The sequence below is a fragment of the Marinicauda sp. Alg238-R41 genome (genome assembly GCF_947331485.1).
Lineage (GTDB): Bacteria > Pseudomonadota > Alphaproteobacteria > Caulobacterales > Maricaulaceae > Marinicauda > Marinicauda pacifica.
On sequence record NZ_CAMZOJ010000001.1, the window covers coordinates 1,114,742 to 1,135,979 of the forward strand.

Genomic DNA, 21,238 nt, shown 5'->3' on the forward strand with positions numbered 1-21,238 from the left:
GCAGGCGAGTGCGACCGGTTCAATCTCCTGGTGGAGAACCGGGGCAGGACTGCCCCAACCGGATTCCCATACCACCCTCGCGCGTCATCCCCGGCTTGACCGGGGACCCAGGGCGTGAAGCGCCGCCATCCGATGACGATACCCTGTCCTCTCTGGGTTCCGGGTCTCCACTTCGCTCCGCCCGGAATGACGACGACGGAGCGCTCTGGCGCTTCAGGTGCCGCCGCGGGCGCCTCAGATGAGAAGTCCCATTTTACCCCGCCGGGGCGTGGAGGCCTTCGGCGAGGCTCCAGGCGAGGGCGTCGATGTCCTTCGCCGCGGCGCTGGTGGGCGAGCGCAGGCCGACCGGGCGCTGGGCGCGGATGGCCAGGCCCACATTGGGGTCGCGGCGCACAATGCCGGCGAGCGGCGGGGTGAAGCCGAGAAAGCTGGTGCAGGTGCGCGCAAACGTGGCGAAGGCCTGCTCGGCGGTGGCGCGGTCGGGCGTGTTATTGACGACCACGAAGGGCGAGGCGCCCTCGTCGCGCATACGCAGCGTTTTCACGAAGGCATAGGCGTCGGTGAGCGAGGTCGGCTCGTCGGAAATCACCAGGGCCACATCGTCGGCGGCGACGGCCAGGCGGATCGTGGCGCGGTCGGCCCCGGCGGCCAGATCGAGAATGGTGCGGTCATAGCTCATCGAGACCGCGGCAAGACCGGCGGCGAGCGAGTTCACGCTGGTCAGGTCGAGGCTGGCGAGCGTCGCCGAGCCGGACCGGCCGGAAATCACGTCGAAGCCGCCCTTCTTTTCCGCGCCGCCCAGGGCCGGGGCAATCGCCTCGCTCAGGCTCATCTTGCCGGCCACGACCGAGGCGATGTCTCCGGGCGGGTTCAGGCCGAGCTGCACGTCGATATTGGCCATGCCCAGATCGGCATCGACCAGCAGGACACGTTCTCCGGCGCGCGAGAAGGCGCGCGCGAGCGAGGTCGCCACCACCGTCTTGCCGACGCCGCCCTTGCCGGAGGCCACGGCCAGGATCGGCCCGGCCGTGCGCGGCTCGTTGTCGGTGAAGCGGGGGGCGGAAGAAGGAATCGCGTTCATGACCGTTCGTCCTCGTACCAGTCGATCGCGAAGTCATCGAGCAGCGCGCGCGCGATCCGCAACGCCGTCGCCGGGGCCAGCCCCGTGCCGATATAGGGGGAGGCGGAGATGTGGGCGTAGGCAAGCCCGGCCTCTCCGACTCCGATCAGTCCGCCCAGCCGCCGGGCGATGTCGAGCTTGGTGATGATGGCGCGGCCGACGCCGACCGACGCGAGCAGGGCGGCCGCGTCCTCGGCATCGCCCGGGGCGAGCCCGGCCTCGATGACGGCGATCATCTCCGCGTCGGCGGCTGCCGCGAGATCGGCCAGCCCGTGCAGATCGTCGAGATCGTAGGGGTTGATGGCCGGCGCATCGATCAGGACCGGACCGCGGTCCAGCTCGTCCATCACCAGGGCGAGCTCGCGCCCGCCGCGCACGGTCTCGAAGCGCACTTTCAGCGCCGCAGCATAGGCGGCGAGCTGTTCGCCCGCGCCGGCGCCCTCGTCGGCGCCGATGATGACGGGGCTCTCGCCGGCCGCCACCATGCGCGCGCAGACCTTGGCCAGGGTCGAGGACTTGCCCGCCCCCGGCCCGCCAGCGAACAGAACGGGGCGCTGCAAATCGTTCTCGACCGGGTGGACCGCGTAGCGCGCATCCACGGCGCGGGCCAGAGAGGCGGTGGCCTCGCCGTCCTGCAGCGTCATGGCCGCATCCATCAGGGCTTCGGCCGCAGCCTCGGGAATGGCGTGCCAGGCGAGCGCGCGCGCAATGCGCGTCACGCCGTCCGCATTGTCTCCGCGCGCCTTGGCCCGTTCGGTGTCGCGGCGCTGCATGGCCGCTTCGGCGCTTTCATTGGTACTGGTGACAGAGGCGCGCTCGGCCGCGGCGCGCACCTCGACCTGGCCGTCCGGGGCGTTGCTGGTCGCGATGATGACCGCGTCCGGACCCATGTCGCGGCGCACGGCGGCCATCGCATCGGACAGCGTTCGGGCGGTGAAGGTGCGCAGCCGCATGGTGAGCGAACTCCTCTTCTGACCGCTCTAGACCTGACCGAGCGTTTTCAGGCGCGCGCTCGGGTGGATTTCGTTCTGGCTGATGACCGTCGTCTGCGGACGGAAGCGTTCGGTCAGCGAGCGCACATAGGGGCGAATCCCCGGGCTCGTCAAAAGCACCGGAACGTCGCCGGTGGCGCCTGCGCGGTCGAAGGCCTCCCGCACCTGGGAGACGAAATCGCGCAGCTTTGACGGGGCCAGCGCGAGCTGACGCCGGTCGCCTTCCCCGATCAGGGCTTCGGCAAAGGCCTGCTCCCATTGGGGCGACAGGGTGAGAACCGGCAGGGTGGCGTCCGGGCCGCGGTTGGAATGGCAGATCTGGCGCGCCAGGCGGGAGCGGACATGCTCGGTGATCGTATCGAGATTCTGCGTCGCGCCGGAGGCTTCCGCGATGCCTTCCACGATACCGGCCAGATCGCGGATCGAGACGCGTTCGGACAGGAGGTTCTGCAAGACGCGCTGGATGCCCGCCTTGGTGATCTGGCCCGGCGTGATGTCGTCGACCAGCGAGCGGTGCTCTTTCGACAGGCCGGAGAGGAGCTTCTCCACCTCGGCGTAGGAGAGCAGGTCGGCCATGTTGTCACGCAGGATTTCGGTGAGATGGGTGACCAGGACCGCGGCCGGGTCCACGATGGTGTAGCCGCGGAAGGTGGCCTCCTCGCGCAGATTGTCATCGATCCAGGTCGCGGGCAGGCCGAAGGCCGGCTCCTTGACGTGCTGGCCGGGCATGTCGACCTGGGCGCCGCTCGGATCCATGATCAGCAGGGAGTTCATTTTCAGCGACCCGCTGCCCGCCTCCATCTCCTTGACGCGGATGATGTATTGCTCGCCGGGCAGCTGCATGTTGTCGATGATGCGCACCGACGGGGTCACAAAGCCGGTATCCTGGGCCATGTTGCGGCGCAGGGCCTTGATCTGGTCGGTCAGGCGGCGGCCTTCCACGTCGTTGATGAGCGGCAGGAGGGCATAGCCGAGCTCGATCTTCAGCTCGTCGATATGCAGCGTGTCCTCGATCGGCGGCTCGGTATTCTGCTGTTCCTGGGCCGCGCTCTGGGCTTCCTTGGCCTCGGCGGCGATCTCGTCCTGCGCCGCGTTGTGGCGCCGCCGCGATGTCGTCCAGGCCAGCGCGCCCGCCCCGGCCCCCATCAGCGCGAACGGGATGAGCGGCATGCCCGGCAGCAGGCCGATGGCGATCGCCGAGGCCGAGACGACGCCGATCCCGACCGGGTTGGCGGTCAGCTGGCCGAACACGGCCTTTTCCGCATCGCCTTCCACACCCGCCTTGGAGACGAGCAGGCCGGCGGCGAGCGAGACGATCAGGGCGGGGATCTGGGAGACCAGGCCGTCGCCGATCGTGAGGGTGGAATAGGTGTTGGCCGCGTCGCCGAAGGCCATGCCGGACTGGGCCACGCCGATGATGATCCCGCCGATCAGGTTGATCGAGGTGATGAGGATGCCCGCCACGGCGTCGCCGCGCACGAACTTGCTGGCACCGTCCATCGCGCCGAAGAAGTTGGACTGGTCTTCCAGCTCCTTGCGGCGGGTCCGCGCCTCGTCCTCGTTGATGAGTCCGGAGGACAGATCGGCGTCGATCGCCATCTGCTTGCCGGGCATGGCGTCCAGGGTGAAGCGCGCCGCGACTTCCGCGATCCGGCCCGAACCCTTGGTGATGACGACGAAGTTCACGATCACCAGAATGATGAAGACGATGATGCCGATGACGAAATTGCCCTGCATCACGAAGGCTCCGAACGCCTCGATGATGTCGCCGGCAGCCCCGGTCCCGCCCGATCCTTCCGACAGGATCAGACGCGTGGAGGCGACGTTCAGGCCGAGCCGCAACATGGTCGCGACCAGCAGGATGGCCGGGAAGGCGGTAAATTCCAGCGGCGACTTGATGAACAGCGCCGTCATCAGGATCATGATCGAGAAGCAGATCGAGATGGCGAGCGAGAAGTCCAGCAGCGCCTTGGGCAGCGGCAGGATGAGCATGACCAGAATGGCCAGAATGCCCACGGCCATCGCCACGTCGCTGCGCAGGAGGCGCCGCGCCAGGCCTTGCCAGGTCAGGCCGCCCGATCCGGAAACCGGCGCGGGTGAAGAGGAGGCGGACGTTTCAGCCATCTAGAAGGTCTCGCAGTGCAAAGAAGTCGCTAGCCGGCGGCCGCGCGGGTTTCGCCCGGGCCGGGAATAGGCACGCCCTGGTCGGAGTAGAGTTTCAGCTTGTTGCGCAGCGTACGGATCGAGATGCCGAGAATGTTCGCGGCATGGGTCCGGTTGCCGATGCAGTGATCGAGCGTGTCCAGGATCAGATCCTGTTCGACCTCGGCCACCGTGCGCCCGACCATGTTCTGGAGCGCCTCTGCAGCCTCCGCCGCCTGGCGGGCCACACCGCCGCTCGCGCCGGCGCTGGAGAAGGTCGATCCGTCCGGCATGCGGATCGCATCCGGGCTTATCTCGGCGCCGCTGGCCAGCAGCACGGCGCGGTGCATGGCGTTTTCCAGCTCCCGGACGTTGCCCGGCCATTCGCGCGAGCTGATCTGGGCCTTGGCCGCCTCGGAGAGGGGACGGGCGTCCACCCCGTTGGCGGCGGAGTATTTCTTGATGAAATGCTGGGCCAGCGCGATCGCGTCGACGGGACGTTCGCGCAGGGCCGGAACGGCCAGATTCACCACATTCAGGCGGAAGAGCAGGTCTTCACGGAACGTGCCGTCCTGCACAGCCTTGCGCAGATCGCGGTTGGAGGTCGCCAGCACGCGGATATTGACCTTGACCGGCTTGGCGCCGCCCACCCGGTCGATCTCGCGTTCCTGCAGGGCACGTAACAGCTTGGCCTGCAGGCGCGCATCCATTTCGGAGATCTCGTCCAGCAGCAGCGTGCCGCCATCGGCTTCCTCGAACTTGCCGACGCGGCGCGCGACGGCGCCGGTGAACGCGCCCTTCTCGTGACCGAAGAGTTCGGATTCGAGCAGGTTTTCCGGGATGGCCGCGCAGTTGACCGAGACGAAGGGCTTGGAGGCGCGTTTCGATTTCTGGTGAACGAAGCGCGCCATCACCTCCTTACCCACACCGCTCTCGCCGGTGATGAGGATGGAGGCGTCGGACGGTGCCACGCGCTCGGCAAACTCGACCACCTGCAGCATCGCCGGGTCGCGCGCGATCATCGGGCGCTCGTCGTCGGAGACGGCGGCGAGTACGGCGGCGATCAGGTCGGCTTCGGGCGGGAGGGGAATGAATTCCTTCGCGCCGGAGCGGATCGCGCCGGCGGCCGCTTCGGGGCGCACATTCACGCCGCACGCCACGATCGGGACGGTGATGCGCTCCAGCTCGTTAGCCTTGATCAAGGCGCCGATATCCAGACTGACATCGACCATGAGCAGATCGGCCCCACGGCCGGCCCGCAGATAACTTGTAGCCTGTTCGACCGTGTCCACGTGAGCGACCTTGGCTCCGCGGTCCATGGCGATCTTGGTGGCGGTGGACAATTGTCCACCGAGGCTGCCGACGATCAGTACGCGCATAGGCTCGTCTCCTTACACCTTCTCGGCGGTGGCGTTAGCTGCCGTCCCCGTCTTTGATAATTTCCGTCATGGTGACGCCGAGGCGATCTTCCACGACGACCACTTCACCCCGGGCGACGAGGCGGTTGTTCACGTAGATGTCGATGGCTTCGCCAACTTTGCGGTCGAGCTCAAGAACCGAGCCGGACGACAGTTTCAGTAGCGAATTCACATCGATATGGGCCTTGCCCAGTACCGCCGAGATATTGACCGGGACATCGAAGACCGGCTGCAGGTCGACCGCGGTGCGCGCCTCGTGCCCGATCAGCGACGGGGTGACCTCACCGGATTCGGCCTGATCCTGCGAGCTGTCGCCGGCGGGGTTCTGTTCCAGCTCGGGCAGCTTGAGATTATTGTCGTCAGACATGGGTCATACCCTCCTAGGCGCCGGTTGCGGTGGTGGCCGGCGTATCGTCTTCATGCGAAGCCGCGGTGTTTTCGCGCGCCAGCCATTTCTCGATGGCGCCGGCGATACGCTCCTCGATCTGGGTGGCGGTGCGTTCGATCACCCCGGCGCGCCATTCCAGTGCGCAATCGCCGGTCGCGACCTGGTCGTCGGCGCGCACGATGACCGCGCCTTCAAAGCCCTGGTCCTCGGCGGCGTTGGTCAGGCGTTCGGCCATGATCTCGGCCAGGTGGGGCGCCACGCGCACCGAGATGCGCGGCTCGCTGCGCAGGTCGCCGAGCGCCTCGCGCACGCATTCCTCGATCGTGTCCGCGCCGTAGGTGTCCAGCGCCTTGCCGGCAATGCGCGCGGAGGCGGCGAGCGCCAGACGGGTGGCGTCTTCGCGCAGGGCAGTGGATTCCTGCTCCATGCGCGACAGGATTGCCTGCATGTGGCCTGACAGGTGGCGCAGCGCCTCGGCCGCCTCGCGCGAAGCCTGGGCCTCGTCGCTCTTGCGTGCCGCGTCGACCGCCTCGGCGGCATGGGCGTCGGCTTCCTCACGCGTGAGCATGCGGTTGTTCGCGCCGTGCCCGTCGCGCAGCACAGTGCCGTCTTCAGCGAAGACCCGGTCAAATTCGAAGGGCTTGTAGGCCTGGCTCACCGGTAACTCCTAGTAGATCAATTCATCCTCGCCACCGCCGTCGGCGATGAGGATTTCGCCCTTCGCGGCGAGATCCTTGGCGAGGTTGACCATGTTGCTTTGCGCGGTATCGACGTCTTTCAGGCGGACCGGCCCCATCGAGGCCATGTCTTCGCGCAGGATCTTGGCCGCGCGTTCGGACATGTTGGAGAAGAACAGGTCGCGCAGCGTGTCCGACGCGCCTTTCAGCGCCAGACCCAGCTCGTCCTTGTTCACGCTGCGCAGGAGGGTCTGCACGCCTTGCGGGTCCAGCTTGCCGAGATCTTCGAAGACGAACATGAGAGAGCGGATCTTCTCGGCGCTGTCCCGGTTGCGTTCTTCCAGCGCAGCCAGGAAACGGTTCTCGGTCTGGCGATCGAAGTTGTTGAAGATGTCCGCCATCATTTCATGGCTGTCCTGCTTGGACGTGCGCGCCAGGTTGGACATGAATTCGGTGCGCAGGGTCTCCTCGATCTTGTCGAGGATCTCTCGCTGCACCGGCTCCATGCGCAGCATGCGCATCACCACTTCGAGGGCGAAGTCTTCGGGCAGGGCGGCCAACACGCGCGAGCCGTGCTCGGACTGGACCTTGGACAGCACGACGGCGACGGTCTGGGGGTATTCGTTCTTGAGATAGTTGGCCAGGACCGTCTCGTTCACATTGCCCAGCTTGTCCCACATCGTACGGCCGGCCGGACCGCGCAGCTCCTCCATGATGGATTCAACCCGGTCCTCGTCGAGGAAGGAGGAGAGGAGCTTCTGCGTGCGCTCGACCGAGCCCATGATGGAGCCGGTGGTGGACATAGAGCCGACGAACTCGAGGATGAGTTTCTCCACGGCACCGGCCGTGACCTGGCCGAGCGTGGCCATGGCCTGGGAGATGATGCGGATCTCCTCCTCGTCCATCTGGTGCCACAGCGAGGCCTGTTCCTCGCCGAGCGCCATCAGGATGACCGCAGCCTTCTCGGCGCCGGTCAGCTTGGCGGGATCGTCGATCGTGCGTTTGCGTGCGTCTGCGTTCATGGCCTAGCTCTCGTGCATCCAGTTGCGCAGGATTGCCATGCTCTCATCGGGGTGATCCTGGACGAGATTGGCCACTTTCTTGACCGAGGAGCGCTTCACCTGACCGTCGATCTGGTCGATGTCGATGCGCTCGTCGCCTTCGCCGATCGTGTTGGAATCGTCGGGCAGGGCGGCCTGGCCCTGATGAGTGAGGCCCGGCGTATCGATCATGCGGACCGAGCCGGCGTTCGCGGCGGCCGCGGCCGGCTGCGGTCCGCTGATCACGCCGCGCACGAGCGGGCGCGCGACCAGCAGCACGATCAGAAGCGCGGTCAGGAACAGTACCGCCAGCTCGGCAATGCGGAAAATGTCCGAACGGCCGAGCGAGAAGCCGGTGGGTGCGACCGAGCCCAGCGTCAGGTCGGGCCGCGAGAATTGCATCTGATTGACTTCGACGACATCGCCGCGCGACTCGTCCACGCCGACAGCAGCGCGCACGAGCCGGGTGATGGTTTCCATCTCTTCCTGGCTGCGCGGCGTGTAGGTGATCGTGCCGTCCTCGGCCACGCTCTCCGCATAGTCGACGACAACCGAGACGGCCAGACGGTCCACACCGCCGGCTTCGATCACGCGCGTGGTGGTCGTGCTGGAGATTTCGAAGTTGCGCACCTCGTTTTCCGACTGGCGGGTCCGGCTCGACTGGGGTCCGTCGGCGGCCGGTTCTTCGCCGGGCAGGTTCTGATCCACGGTGACCAGGCCGTTGCGCGCGCCATTCTGCTCGTTTTCGGACTCCTCGCGCGTCTCGGTGGAGCGCAGGACCTGGCCGTCGGGATCGAATTGCTGGCTGGATTCCGTCAGGCTTTCCCGGTTCAGCTCGGCGGTCACCACCACACGCGCTCCGCCCGAACCGACGACGCCCTCAACGACATCGCGGACCTTGCCGCGCAGATTCTGCTCGACCCCGGCGCGGCGGCTTTCCAGCGCGGCGACGGAGGCATTGTCGCCATCGGTCGGGCTGGCCAGCAGGCGGCCGCGATCGTCGGCCACAGTGATGCGGTTGGCCGCCAGCGCCGGAACGGCGGTGGCGATGAGGTTGCGGATGGTTTCGACCTGGGCGGCGTCCAGCTCTCCGCGCGTGGTCAGGACGACCGAGGCGGACGGTTGTTCGGTCTCCTGGCTGAACAGGCGCCGCTCGGGCAGGACCAGGTGAACGCGCGATGCCGAAACAGATGCCAGGGAGTTGATGGACCGGGCGAGCTCGCCCTCCATCGCCCGCTTGGCGTTGACGTTCTGGACAAAGCTGGTCGTGCCCAGCGCGTCGGTCTCGTCGAAGATCTCGTAGCCGACGGAGCCGAAGCTCAACGCGCCGCCGGACGCCACGCGCAGCCGGGCTTCGTCGACCGTATCGCTGCTGACATAGACCGCCGAGCCGCCTTCGCGCAGTTCGTAGGCAATGCCCGCAGTGTCGAGGCGCTCGGTGACTGTGGCGGCATCCGCCGGCTCCAGGCCGGAAAACAGCAAGGAGTCGCCGTCACCGCTCATCGACATGGTGAAGAGGACGAGCGCGGCTGCCGCACCGACGGTCAGGCCGAAAATGGCGATCAGCCGGCCAATCCCGAATTTGGAAACCTGTTCGAGAAGCGCGTTCACGGTCGAGAGTCCCTGCCTGCACATTGCCGGCGGCCCCGATGCCGCCCCCTGCTAGGCAAGTTTTTCCCACCGGTCGCGTAAACGCGGGTTTAACGATATGGACAAATGCACAAAGCGGACTGCATCTCATGCAGCCCGCCCGGTGCTTTTTCAGTCTCGAGAACGAGAAACTAGTGGCGGTAATCCTGGATCCGCGTGGTGCGCAGGCCGGCCAGGCCGTGGCGCTCGATCGCGCGCTGCCAGCCGAGGAATTCCTCAACCGTCAGCCGGTAGCGTTCGCACGCCTCATCCAGTGAGATCAGCCCACCGCGGACCGCCACCACCACTTCGGCCTTGCGCCGGATCACCCAGCGCTTGGTCGAGGGAGCGGGAAGATCGGCAACGGTCAGCGGGCTGCCGTCGGGGCCGATCACGTAGTTTTCCTTTTTCACTCGCCGTTCCATCCAACCCAATCCCTTCGTGCTTGGTACGTTCAAGCGCACCTTTTTGATGGGGTGGAGACTACGCGAGGGATTTTAACTTAGGCCTAAACGCTGTGGTAAAATTAGCCTTTACAATAGGTTAGGAAAAAATTTACCCCGGCGCCGAAGCGCCGGGGTCAAGTGTCGAGCCCTTATAATGAAGGCGATTAGCGCTTCATCTGGATGGCTTCGGCCAGCATCTCGTCCGCGGTGGTGATGATGCGGGAAGAGGCCGAATAGGCTCGCTGGGTAATGATGAGGTTGGAAAACTCGGTGGCGATGTCGACGTTGGAGTTCTCCAGCGTCTTCGAAGACAGCTTGCCCGAGGAGCCGATTCCCGGCGGGTTGAGCGTGAAGGCGCCCGATTCCTGGGTGATCTGGTAGGAGCCCCCGCCAACGGAGGCCAGGCCGTTCGGGTTGACCACAGTGGCGACCGGAATCTGGTAGACCTGACGCACGACACCGTTGGTGAAGCGGGCCGAGACAAACCCGTCCGGGCTGACTTCCACGCCGGCGAAATCGCCGAACACAGCCCCGTTCACGACGGTCGAGTTAAGAACGGACGGGCTGTCATACTGCGTGATGCCGCCCGGGTTTCCGGCCGAACCCAGATCGAGCGAAACCGTCTGGCCGGCGACGCCGGTGGCCGCATCCCACTGGTACTGGTTGGCGCCCAGGGGCGCGACGTTGTCCGAACCGAGGAAGGACAGGCTGTTGGGCAGGGTCGTCGCGACAGAGTCGATCTGGCCGTTCGTGTTGAACGCCAGGATGCCCGTGGCGATCTGGCCGTTGTTCAGACCGGCGCCCGTGCTCACGTCGCTCGGCGGGTCGACGTGAAGCTCGGCATGCCACTGGTTGGCCGTGGAGCTCTTCAGGATGGAGAGCGTGATCGAGCGCACACCGCCCTTGGAGTCGTAGATCTGGATCGAGCGCTGGAAGTCCGGCGTGACCGCCCCCGAGGCCATGTTGTTGGCCGGGTTGGTCGGATCGTAGGTCGCTTCGGCCGCCGAAATGGCCTGACTGTCGAGCAGGTTGGCGTTGATGCGGATGGAGCTGGTCGCTTCCGCGGCGCCGCCGATATTGGACAGGTTGATCGCTTCAAGCAGATCCACGTTGGACGGGTTCTGGGTGACCGTCCCGTCGGGAGCGACCGGCCAGCCATAGAGATACTGGCCGGCGTCGTTCTTCAGATAACCGCCCTGGTCGGTCTCGAAGCTGCCTGACCGGGTGAACAGCACAGGATCTGCCCCGGTGACATTCGTCGGGTTGGGCCGGACCAGGAAGAAGCCATTGCCGTCAATCGCCAGATCGGTGGCCGAGGAGGCCGGGTTCAAGAGGCCTTCGCCGGACACGTCGAGACGGGTCCGCGCCGAGACGCCGGCCGAGGCGTAGCGGCTCTCGCCGCCGCCCTGAACCTTGTAGTTCGGGGTGAAAACCGTGTTCACGCGCTTGTAGCCGACCGTGTTCACGTTCGCGATATTGTCCGAAATCGAGGCCAGAGCGCTCGAATTTGCCAGCAGGCCGGACGTGCCGGCGGCCAGTGCGGAGTTGATACTCATGTTAAGGGCTCCCTTTTGTTTCTTGTTTGAAGGAAGCGTTCTGCTGGGTTTAGAGCCGGTCGGCTTTTCTCGCTGATCCGGCTGGGATCCATCCGTCCCCTATGCGTTGTTCGTGTCTAGTCGGGCGCCTGCCTGACCCCGATCACCTGGGCGATCGGGATGGCCAGGCCACCCATTTCGATTCTCACCTCGTCGCCGGACAGGTCCACGCCGGTAACCCGGTCGGTGACCCGGATCGGCGTCTCTATGGGGTTGTCCTTGGCATCAAGCGCAGTGATTTCAAGGCGGTAGACACCGTTCGGCTGAACGGTTCCGGCCTCGTCCTTGCCGTCCCAGGTGAACATGTGCGGTCCGGCGCCGGTCTCGCCATCCAGGCGGGCGACCGTCTTGCCCTGGGCGTTGACGACATTCATGCGGACCGAAGCGGCTTCCTGCGGCAGGCCGTACTGCCACTGGGCGAACCCTTCGGCCAGATAGGCGGAGTCGCTGGAGACGGTCGCGAGCTTGCCGATATAGTCGGTGGCACCCATGTTCGCGGTCGCGGCCTGGAGGGCGAGCAACGATTCCAGGGACTTGTTCTGGTTGATCTGTTGTTCCACCGAGGAGAACTCGACCAGCTGGCTGACGAATTGCTGGGAATCCATCGGGTTGAGCGGATCCTGATTCTGCAGCTGCTGGGTCAGCAGCGTCAGGAAGGTATCGAACGTGTCGGCCAGCTGACCGGATGCGAGCTCATTGTCGCCGCCGTTCAGTCCGGACAGGGCTTGTCCAAGCGGGTTGATTTCCATCGGTCCTAATCCCTTCTGGTTCAGGCGCTCAGATCAAGGCGCGCACGCGCCCCGATCGCGAACCCGTAAATGTCGCGAGACACGAGTGCGGTCACATCCGCCGTGCCTGCACCCGGCTCGGTGCCGGACACGGCGAGATCGAAGTGAGATCCGCGCCCCTCATCGCCCTCGCGGTTGGGCGTGTTCTGGTCGGAGAGCTGGAAGCTTAACCCGTCCTCGCCAAGATCGAGACCGGCCTCGGAGAGGCTGCGTTCCAGCTCGCGCGCATTGCGCTGAAGCTCGGCGAGCGCTTCGGGGCGTTCGGCCGTGACCATGGCGTTGACCCGGTTGTCCCGGCCCATCTCCAGCTTGACTTCCACCCGGCCGAGCTCGGCCGGATCGAGGCGGATTTCGAACACCTTGCCGCCGTCCTGGGCGCGTTGCGCAATGCGGGCGGCCAGGGTCTGGACCTGGGCCGGCATCATGCGATGCGCATGGGGCTGGCCTTGTGCCTGGCGGACCATTTCGGCGCCGCGTTCGGCGCGTTCGATGCGCAACCCGTCCAGCGTCGGTTCGCCGGTCATGTCGCTCGCACTGCGGTCGAACGCCATCTCGCCTGCGGCCAGAACCGGATCGGCGCCGGCAATGGGCATGAAGGAGGCAGCCTGGGCCGCAGCGCCGCCGGCCGGGGATGCGGCTGCGGACTGGGCGGCCGGTTGGGCGGGTGTCTGGGCGGTACGGGTTTCCGGGCCGGCCTGTGTGGCGCGGGCGTCGCTACGCTGTTCGTGACGGGCCTGGGTCGCCTCCGCGATGCGCTCGCGCAGCCGATCGCCGGCCGATTTGAGCGCGGCGGGTTCAATTTCGGCGTCGGCAGACTCACCGGCGAAAGCTTCGGCCTGAGCCGCGCGCGGCGCCGTCTCGGCTCCGTTTGCCTTGAGCTGGGCAGCCTGGGCCTTGGCCTCGGGCGATCGGGAGGCGGCGTCGCTCTGAGCCTGTGCCTGGCCCGGCTGGACCGCTTTCCGGGCCACATCCTGTGCCCCCGTCTGCTCGGCTCGAGATTTGCCGGATTGAGCGGCGGCCGCCTCGGCATCGATGGCCTTGGCGTCCGCGTCGGATTTTTGAGCCGCGGCGGCCTCATCGCCCGCTGCGGCGCCGGACTGGACCTGGGCCTGAGCCTGTCCCGTCTCCTGAGAGCCCGCCACCTGGCCTTTGGCGTTCACGGCCGACGCGGCCTGTCCGTCGCGAGCCGGGCGGGTTTCCTGGCTGGCCTCTCCAGCTTCGGCGTCCTGGGCGGCTGCGCTGGCGTCAGCCATATTCTGCCCAGGCGCAGATGCGGCCGGCTGGGTCTGTCCTGCAGTCTTGACGCCACTGCCCTCAGGCGCGTTTGCCCCGCCGGGCGATACCTTGGCGTTGGCGGCCGCTGCGAGGTCCTTGCCGCCCGTTTGCGGCGCCGGCTCGACAGGGCGGGCCTGGCCCTGGCTGGAGGTGGTTTCGGGTGCGTCGGCATTGTCTTGTCGGGACGTCGCGGACACGGCCGGTCCGGCCGCGGCGCCGTCGGTTACCTGGGCCGGTGTGACCTGCCCTGTGGACTGAGCGGCGTCGCCATCTTGCGCGTCCGATGCGGCAGCATTTCCCGAGGCGGCTTGCGCCGCCGCCATTTCGTCAGATGCTTTAGCGTCTATAGAGACGTCATCTGCAGACGAGGCGGCCTGATCGGCTTCCAGGGCCTCGGCGAATGCAGCGAGGCCGGCACGATGGGCGCTTCCGGTCTCCTCGGAGCGTTCCGCACGGTCTGCCTCGCGCGATTTCTGCGTGTCGCGATCGCGAGCCCGGGACTCTTCGGAGCGCGCCTTGTCGGAGCGCGACCGTGTCGATTGGGGATCCTGACTGTCACGGCTGACGCGCGGACGGTCCTTGCCTGCAGGCTCGTTGCGCGCCGAGCGTTCGACCATGACGTCAAAGCCTGATCCGGCGCGCTCTCCAGCGCTCTGGCGTGAGCGGCCCGCGGGCGCAGCCGAAGCGTCGGCGCGCACAGCGGGGAGTGCAGATATGTTGTTAGCGGCTGTCATAGCCCCGGCCATCCCATCTACATTCGCGCCGCTTTTTGCGGCATCTCGTTATCGGGCTGGCGGTTCTGCGACCCGGACAGGACCTCTACATACAAGGCTTGTGCCATCGCGCGTCAATCAGAAAGTAACAATAAAAACAATTAGTTGAATGTTTTTGCGGAGTCGACATTTGTCGCCGCCCGGCAAAAACGCTCCGGCGAAATTGCCGGGCCGCCGCGCCGCGCTGAGCGCCGCGTCACTTGGCCCGGAGCTTGCGCTGTCTGCTCTTGAACCGGGACCTGGCTGCCGCGATGCGTGTGCCGAGGCCCGACCAATAAGAGAAGAAAAACAGTGACTTGGTTTCACGTTTACAGGGACGCGCAGCGTATCGGAGCCGGGGATGGACCCGGCAGCTTTTTCCGTGCGCCCGGCATTTCTGACCGGCAGAAAGGGCCTCGATCATGAGCATGAGCTCCATTCTCGGCAGTGCGCTGTCGGGCCTGCAGGCAGCCCAGCTGGGCATGCGGTCGGCCTCCAACAACGTCGCCAACGTCAATACGCCCGGCTATGCGCGAAGCGAGATCCAGCAGATCGCGCGCAGCTCCGGCGGACAGGGCGCCGGCGTCGAGGTCACCGGCATTTCGCGCGTGGTCGACGAGTTTCTGGTGGCCGCCTCGATCCGGGGCAGCTCTGACCTGGGCCGGGCCGAACTGGTGTCCGAGTTCCTCGACCGCATTCAGTCGCAGTTCGGCAGCACCGACGAGGAAACCTCGCTGTTCGGGCGTATCAACCAAGCCTTCGCCGGACTGGCCCAGGCGGCCGCCGACCCGACCGAGTCGGTATCGCGCCTGACCGCGCTGTCCAATCTGGAAGAGGTCTTTGAAGAGGCAACGCGCCTGTCGTCCGAGATCCGCAGCATGCGCAACGAGACCGACCGGCGCGTCCAGTCCACCGTGGAGCGGGTCAACGAGATCGTCGCCGAGTTCTCGACCATCAACGGAGAAATGCGTGCCCTGACCGCGAATGCGATGGACACGACCGGGTCGGAGAACCGCCAGGCCGAGCTGATCGATGAATTGTCCACCTATCTCGACATCCGGGTCGAGGCACAGCCGGACGGGCGTGTCTTCATCAAGACGCAAAACGGGGTGAGCCTGCTCGACAACGAGCAGGTCAAGCTGGACTACGTGCCGGCCGGCACCGGCGCGTACGGCGTCGAGTACGGGGCGATCACCGCACAGGTCTCGTCCTCCGGCGCGCGCATCGATATTGGCGCGAACATCAAGTCGGGCGAACTGCGCGGCCTGATGGACCTGCGCGACAAGCACCTGCCCCAGATCGCCGATGAGCTGGCCGAGCTGACTTCCGGCGTCGCCGATGCGCTGAACGCGGCCCACAACGATGCCTCTGCCTATCCCGCGCCCAACGCGCTGGAGGGTCGGAATACGGGGCTGATCGGCAGCGATGTGTTGCGCGGATCGGGGGAGGCCACGATCGCGATCACGGCTGGCGACGGGACGCTGGTCGACCAGATCGACCTGGTCTTCAACGCCGCCGGATTTACCGTCAACGGTACGCCGGGCAACTCGATGAACGACCTTGCGGCCCTGATTTCCGCCGCGTCCCCCGACGTTACGGCAACCTTTGCCAATGGCGAGCTGTCGCTGACCGCCAGCGCGGGCAACGGCGTGGCCACGATGCAGAACGAGGCCAATCCCTCATCGCTGGGCGGGCGCGGTTTTGCCCATTATTTCGGCTTGAACGACCTGGTCGACAGCCGGCGTCCGGGCTTCTTCGACACCGCCCTGACCGGGACCAGCGCTCATGGTCTCGCGCCGGGCGGAGAGCTCGGCTTCTCGATCTATGCGGCCGACGGCCGCAAGATCCAGTCGATCACCGTCCCGGTGGCCGGCGCCAGCGTCAACGACATGATTGCCGCGCTGAACAACCCCGCCTCGGGGCTCGGCCAGTACGGCACGTATGCGATGGACGCCAATGGCAAGCTGAGCTTCACCCCGACGGCTGGATACAAGAATTTCGACGTGTCTCTCGCCAGCGACACCACGCAGCGCGGCACGACGGGGCTGGCCTTCTCACAACTCTTCGGGGTTGGCGATGCAGCCCGGATGGCTCGCGCGGAGACGTTCGAGGTTTCGGCCGATATCCGCAGCAATACCAGCCTGCTAGCCATGGCCAAGCTCGACATTGACGGTGCGACCGTGCCGGGTGACCTGGTCCTGAGTGCCGGCGACTCGCGCGGCGGACAGGCGCTGCAGGGCGCGGTGACAGCGTCGCGGACCTTCAACCGGGCCGGGTCTCTGACCGGCGGGGTATCCAGCGTCGAGGAATACGCCGCCCGGCTGGCCGGCGATGTCGGCTCGCGCGCCGCGGTTGCCGAGCGATCGCTGGACAGCGCCAGCGCCATCCAGGCCGCGACCGACCAGAAGCGCAGCGATGTCGAGGGCGTGAACATGGACGAGGAACTCGCCCGGATGACGATGTACCAGCAAGCTTACAACGCCTCGGCCCGCCTGATGCAGGCGGCCAAGGAAATGACCGACACCTTGTTGAACATGGTGTAGAGGAGCCTGAAACATGAGAATTTCAACCCAGGCTGCATCCCAGTCCGCCCTGATGGACTTGATGCGTGCGCAGCGCGATGCCTTCGAGGCGCGCGAGCAATACTCCACCGGCAAGCGCGCGCCGGATCTGAAAGGCTATGGCCATGAGGCCGAAACCATTCTGGCCGCGCGCGGCGCGCTGGAGCGCAACGAGTCCTTCAACTCGGCCGCCAAGCGTCTCGATAACCGGCTGAGCATCCAGAATCTGGCGCTTGAGGAGATTTCCGGCGCAGTGAAGGATTTGCGCGAGGCGCTGACCACAGGCGACGCAACCTACATGATGACTGAAGTCGAAGAGAGCTTCGACCGGATCAGGGCAGCGCTCAACACCAAGTCGAACGGGTCCTACATCTTTGGCGGGACGCGCACCGACACCCCGCCGTTCAACGCCAACAGCCTGGCCGACCTGCAGGCCGCCGCGGCGATCGGTGACGTGTTCGACAATTCGGACCGCAAGCAGACGATGCTGATCGACGAGGACACCACCGTCGACGTCGGCCCCCTGGCTTCCGATTTCGCGACCGACATCATGAGCGTTTTCGAACGCATCGCCGATTTCGACGCGGGACCGAACGGGCCATTCGACGGCCCGGTCGATGCCGCTCAGCAGGCTTTCCTGCGCACGGAGATCGCCAACACGGTCCAGGCCTTCGAACAGATCAACTCCGAGACCGCGCGCAACGGCGCGATGCAACAGCGCATCGAAGGCGAGATCACCGCCCAGGGTGATCGGAAGAACTACCTCACCCAGTTCGTCGAGGACGTCGAGGGCGTGGACGTGGCCGGGGCGGTGACCCGGTTCCAGCAGGCCCAGAACGCCATCCAGGTCTCGGCCGCGACCTTCAGCACGCTATCCCAGGTCAGCCTGCTGAACTTCCTGCGCTAGCGCGCTTCTTCGCCTCTACGCAGAGATGTGGATCGGGTGGCCCAGCGCGGCCAGCGCCGCCTCGGCGAAACACTCGGTCAGTGTCGGGTGCACGTGGATCGTGCCGGCAATGTCCTCCAGGCGCGCGCCCATCTCGATGGCCAGCGCGAACTCGCCCGACAGCTCCGACACGTGCTTGCCGACGGCGTGGATGCCGAGGATCACATGGTCATCCTCGCGCGCGGTGATGCGCACGAAGCCGCCATCCATCCCGCCTTCCATCGACAGCGCGCGGCCCGAGGCGGCCAGCGGAAACTTGCCAATCTTCGTCGCGATGCCCTTTGCCTTGGCCTCGTCCGGCGACAGGCCGACCCCGCATACTTCCGGCTCGGTAAAGCACACCGCCGCGATGCCATAAGGATCGAAGCGGCGGCGTTCGCCGGCGATGATCTCGGCCACGGCTTCACCTTGCGCGGTCGCCTTGTGAGCCAGCAGGGGCTCGCCGACCAGATCGCCGATGGCGTAAACGCCGCGCATGCCGGTCGCGCACTGGTCGTCGACCTTGATGAAGGCGCCGTCCATGTCCAGGCCCATGGCCTCGAGGCCCCAGCCCTGGGTCACCGGCTTGCGCCCGACCGCGACGAGAATCCGGTCCGCCTCGACCTCGTGCGTCTTGGCGTCGCCGTCTTCAAATTCGAGCACGGCCTTGCCGTTTTCCTCGCGCATGCCCTTGGCCTTGCAGCCCAGATTGAGCGTCACCTTGTTCTTCTTCAGCCAGGTCTGGACCGGACGCACCAATTCCTTGTCGTAAAGCGGCAGGATGCGGTCGAGTGCTTCGACCACGGTCACCTCGCTGCCAAGCTTGCGGAAGGCGATCCCGAGCTCCAGGCCGATATACCCGCCGCCGATCACGACGAGCTTCTCGGGCAGCTCGGACAGATCGAGCGCCTCGGTAGACCCGATGACGGGGCCGCCGAACGGCATGAAGGGCAGCTCGGTCTCTTTCGAACCGGTGGCGAGGATCACGTTCTCCGCCGTGATCTCGATCTCGCCCTCATCGGTGTCCACCACACAGGTCTTCGCGTTCTTGAAGGTGGCCCAGCCGTCAACATGTTCGACCTTGGCCGCTTTCAGGAGCTGGCCGACCCCCTTGGTCAGCTTGCCCACGATGGAGTCCTTCCAGGCCACGAGGCCGGACATGTCCAGCTCCGGCGCGCTGGCCAGCGAGATGCCCATGTCCGCTTTCTCGGCGGTGTGGCGCATCTCTTCAAACTTGCTGGCGGCGTGGATGAAGGCTTTCGAGGGAATGCAGCCGCGATTGAGGCAAGTGCCGCCCAGGCCGTGCTTGTCCACGATGATGGTGTCCAGGCCGAGCTGTCCGGCGCGGATCGCGGCCGGGTAGCCGCCCGGACCGCCGCCGACGACGAGAACCTGACATGTCTTGGACTTGGCCATAGCGCTTTACTCCTGCTGGACCGGCAATACTTGGCGCCGGTTTAGCCGGTTGGTGCGCAAGTAAAAAGGGGCAGGCTGACACCTGCCCCGCGCGGCCGCTCCAGCTGTGCCGCTCTCAGTCCTTGTCGACTTCGACCTTCGTGTTATCGGCCCAGCGCTTGGTGAGGCTCGCGCCGCTTGCGATGGCGATGCCGAGAATCACGAGATCGACAATCACGATCCAGGTCGGAGAAATGCCGATCTGGATCAGGGCGAAGGTGACGCCGGCGATGATGAGCAAGGCGCCAACCAGAAAAATGCCGAAGGTCTTCATGCGATCGTCCCCATAAGTTGCTGGCGAGACGAACGCGGCGGGTCCTGGCAGGTTCCCCTCGCGAGCTTCACGGGTTGCCGATTTCGAACGTCGCCATAAAGGCCGAGACGAGATCGGAGCGGTGGATTTCGGCGCGGTCGAGCCGGTTACCCCACCACAGGGCCTCGGTATTGGCCATCGCGATCAGGGTGAGACCGCGCTCGGGGATTTTCAGATAGATGGCGGAGTAGGCTTCCGGCTGCCAGCCTGAATGCCAGACCAGGCGCTCGCCCTGATAGTCCTGCAGGAACCAGCCATTGGAATATTCGGAGGGCGTGCCGTCCGCGTTATCGGGGGGCGTCCACAGCACGGCGCGGGTCTCTGCGTCCATCAGCGTGCCGTCGTCCAGCGCCCGGTCAAACCGGGCAAGCTCCATGGGGCTCATATACAGCCCGGCCGCCCCGCGAAAGTCGTCGTCGGGAAAGGGCTGCTTCACGAACTGGCCATCCACGACGTGGAAGGGCGGCGCGAGATAGCTCAACACGCGCCCGCGGTCATGGTCGCGCCAGCCGGCAGCCGTGTTCTCCATGCCCGCCGGGTCGAGCGCATAGGCGTAGACCAGGCTGCGCAGATCCCGATCGTGGACCTCGTCGATGAACCGGCCCAGCCGCGCGAAGACCATCGCATTGTAGAGAAAATCTGTGCCAGGCTCGCCATTGACCTGCATGTTGATGCCTTGGCGCAGGGTTTGGCTCTGGCACTCGAAATCGGGGACCGCGACCCCGTCAATCTGTCCACCCGCCAAGATGATGCCGGAGTCTGGGAACCATTCGCAGAAGTCGCGCCAGTCTGCCGCGTCGGAATAGGGGCGGTCGAGGTCGATCTCTCCGGCCCGATCGGCAAGGAAGAGCGCTGTACCCGTGACCGTCTTGGTGACCGAGGCAGAGTAATAGGCGGTGTCGGCAGTCGTTGCGACATCGCCCTCGTCATCCGACCACCCCAGATACTCCTCGACCACCGGTACGCCGTCCTGCAGCACGATGACCGAGAAGCTGGGGATCTGGTGCTCGCGGCGGTAGCCGGCGAGGCCCGCGGCAAACTCTTCCGCCGCCGGAGTCTGGGCAAGGGCAGCCGACGCGGCAAGCGCAGCAAGGCTGGCAGTTAGCGCAGTACGGATCATTTCCGGCAAACTCCTCCTGTTTTGTCGGAAGATTAGCAGCCGTTCTAACCCGTTAAGAGTGAATTATTCGAAAGACAGCGAAGCCCGACTTCCGTGCAGGCAAGGTTCTCTGCGGCTCCCACCTCTGGAACCGGAGGGCGGTTCAGGCCGCGTGGGCATAGCAGCTCAGGATGTAGGGCCATCCGTGTTCCGACCCCATCGCCGCAGCGTAGTCGCGCGCCCCGTCTCCGTGGTTTTCAAACGAGGTGTGGCGCAGAGCGACACGCGTACCGCCGCGGGACTCCTCGAACTTTACGGTTACGAGACTGGCCTTGCTCGGGTCGGGCACGGGTTCGCGTCTGGGGCTGATCTGCCAGAGAAAGGCGATGCCGGCCGGTGGGCCATAGGCCGTCACACGGCCGAAGTCGCAGGTAAAGCCGTGGGGCCCGGTTTCGGTGAGGCGACCCTCAAGGCCCGGTTCGATTCTGATATCGACCAGATGCTCACCGGACCAGGAGTACTGGCGCGGCCACCATTGCGCGAAACCTTGCACGAACAGCTCGAACGCCGCGTCCAGAGACGCACAGACCTCGACCTCTGCGCGGGCTTCGAGCGGCATCAAC

General features: G+C 65.9%; 18 protein-coding genes. 2 read left to right on the top strand and 16 right to left on the bottom strand.

Features of this window, described 5'->3' with window-relative positions; genetic code table 11:
• Positions 1 to 253: 253 nt before the first annotated feature.
• The 12 genes from PGP17_RS05185 to PGP17_RS05240 form a co-directional block, all read right to left on the bottom strand.
• Positions 254 to 1,081 carry a nucleotide-binding protein gene (locus tag PGP17_RS05185; protein ID WP_135942912.1) on the bottom strand — a complete coding sequence of 276 codons (828 nt, stop codon included), beginning with the start codon at positions 1,079 to 1,081 and terminating at the stop codon, positions 254 to 256.
• Positions 1,078 to 2,073, bottom strand: coding sequence for a flagellar biosynthesis-like protein (FlhF) (locus PGP17_RS05190; RefSeq protein WP_135942913.1), 996 nt, complete (start codon positions 2,071 to 2,073; stop codon positions 1,078 to 1,080). The genes PGP17_RS05185 and PGP17_RS05190 overlap by 4 nt, the downstream gene beginning before the upstream one ends.
• A gap of 27 nt (positions 2,074 to 2,100) precedes the next feature.
• On the bottom strand, positions 2,101 to 4,134 hold the full coding sequence (gene flhA, locus PGP17_RS05195; RefSeq protein ID WP_371872212.1) for a flagellar biosynthesis protein FlhA: 2,034 nt from the start codon (positions 4,132 to 4,134) through the stop codon (positions 2,101 to 2,103).
• Positions 4,135 to 4,265: 131 nt separating this feature from the next.
• On the bottom strand, positions 4,266 to 5,633 hold the full coding sequence (gene flbD, locus PGP17_RS05200; protein ID WP_135942915.1) for a sigma-54-dependent transcriptional regulator FlbD: 1,368 nt from the start codon (positions 5,631 to 5,633) through the stop codon (positions 4,266 to 4,268).
• A gap of 34 nt (positions 5,634 to 5,667) precedes the next feature.
• Positions 5,668 to 6,039, bottom strand: a complete 372-nt coding sequence (gene fliN / locus PGP17_RS05205) for a flagellar motor switch protein FliN (protein ID WP_135942916.1) — start codon at positions 6,037 to 6,039, stop codon at positions 5,668 to 5,670.
• A 13-nt stretch (positions 6,040 to 6,052) separates the two neighbouring features.
• Positions 6,053 to 6,718, bottom strand: coding sequence for a FliH/SctL family protein (locus PGP17_RS05210; protein ID WP_135942917.1), 666 nt, complete (start codon positions 6,716 to 6,718; stop codon positions 6,053 to 6,055).
• 9 nt (positions 6,719 to 6,727) lie between these two features.
• The gene (fliG, locus tag PGP17_RS05215) at positions 6,728 to 7,759 is read right to left on the bottom strand and encodes a flagellar motor switch protein FliG (protein WP_270374501.1); all 1,032 of its coding nucleotides are present in this window, start codon (positions 7,757 to 7,759) and stop codon (positions 6,728 to 6,730) included.
• Positions 7,760 to 7,762: 3 nt separating this feature from the next.
• Positions 7,763 to 9,388, bottom strand: coding sequence for a flagellar basal-body MS-ring/collar protein FliF (gene fliF, locus PGP17_RS05220; RefSeq protein ID WP_270374502.1), 1,626 nt, complete (start codon positions 9,386 to 9,388; stop codon positions 7,763 to 7,765).
• Positions 9,389 to 9,558: 170 nt separating this feature from the next.
• Positions 9,559 to 9,831, bottom strand: coding sequence for a CtrA inhibitor SciP (sciP, locus tag PGP17_RS05225; protein ID WP_135942920.1), 273 nt, complete (start codon positions 9,829 to 9,831; stop codon positions 9,559 to 9,561).
• A gap of 185 nt (positions 9,832 to 10,016) precedes the next feature.
• A complete protein-coding gene (locus tag PGP17_RS05230) occupies positions 10,017 to 11,408 on the bottom strand; it encodes a flagellar hook-basal body complex protein (protein WP_270374503.1) in 1,392 nt (463 codons plus the stop codon).
• 116 nt (positions 11,409 to 11,524) lie between these two features.
• On the bottom strand, positions 11,525 to 12,196 hold the full coding sequence (locus tag PGP17_RS05235) for a flagellar hook assembly protein FlgD (protein WP_270374504.1): 672 nt from the start codon (positions 12,194 to 12,196) through the stop codon (positions 11,525 to 11,527).
• 20 nt (positions 12,197 to 12,216) lie between these two features.
• Positions 12,217 to 14,244 (bottom strand): flagellar hook-length control protein FliK, encoded by a 2,028-nt coding sequence (locus PGP17_RS05240; RefSeq protein ID WP_270374505.1) that lies wholly within the window; start codon positions 14,242 to 14,244, stop codon positions 12,217 to 12,219.
• A 440-nt stretch (positions 14,245 to 14,684) separates the two neighbouring features.
• Between PGP17_RS05240 and flgK the strand changes: the two genes are divergently transcribed.
• Together flgK and PGP17_RS05250 are read left to right on the top strand one after the other, a co-directional pair.
• The gene (flgK, locus tag PGP17_RS05245) at positions 14,685 to 16,805 is read left to right on the top strand and encodes a flagellar hook-associated protein FlgK (RefSeq protein ID WP_270374506.1); all 2,121 of its coding nucleotides are present in this window, start codon (positions 14,685 to 14,687) and stop codon (positions 16,803 to 16,805) included.
• 13 nt (positions 16,806 to 16,818) lie between these two features.
• On the top strand, positions 16,819 to 17,730 hold the full coding sequence (locus PGP17_RS05250) for a flagellin (protein WP_270374507.1): 912 nt from the start codon (positions 16,819 to 16,821) through the stop codon (positions 17,728 to 17,730).
• A 15-nt stretch (positions 17,731 to 17,745) separates the two neighbouring features.
• Here PGP17_RS05250 and lpdA read toward each other — a convergent pair whose 3' ends face one another.
• The 4 genes from lpdA to PGP17_RS05270 form a co-directional block, all read right to left on the bottom strand.
• A complete protein-coding gene (gene lpdA, locus PGP17_RS05255; protein WP_270374508.1) occupies positions 17,746 to 19,164 on the bottom strand; it encodes a dihydrolipoyl dehydrogenase in 1,419 nt (472 codons plus the stop codon).
• A gap of 115 nt (positions 19,165 to 19,279) precedes the next feature.
• Positions 19,280 to 19,477 (bottom strand): hypothetical protein, encoded by a 198-nt coding sequence (locus PGP17_RS05260; RefSeq protein ID WP_135942927.1) that lies wholly within the window; start codon positions 19,475 to 19,477, stop codon positions 19,280 to 19,282.
• Positions 19,478 to 19,544: 67 nt separating this feature from the next.
• Entirely contained in the window at positions 19,545 to 20,636 is a 1,092-nt protein-coding gene (locus tag PGP17_RS05265) for a serine hydrolase domain-containing protein (protein WP_270374509.1), read from the bottom strand.
• A 142-nt stretch (positions 20,637 to 20,778) separates the two neighbouring features.
• Positions 20,779 to 21,234 carry an SRPBCC family protein gene (locus tag PGP17_RS05270; RefSeq protein WP_270374510.1) on the bottom strand — a complete coding sequence of 152 codons (456 nt, stop codon included), beginning with the start codon at positions 21,232 to 21,234 and terminating at the stop codon, positions 20,779 to 20,781.
• Positions 21,235 to 21,238 lie beyond the last annotated feature (4 nt).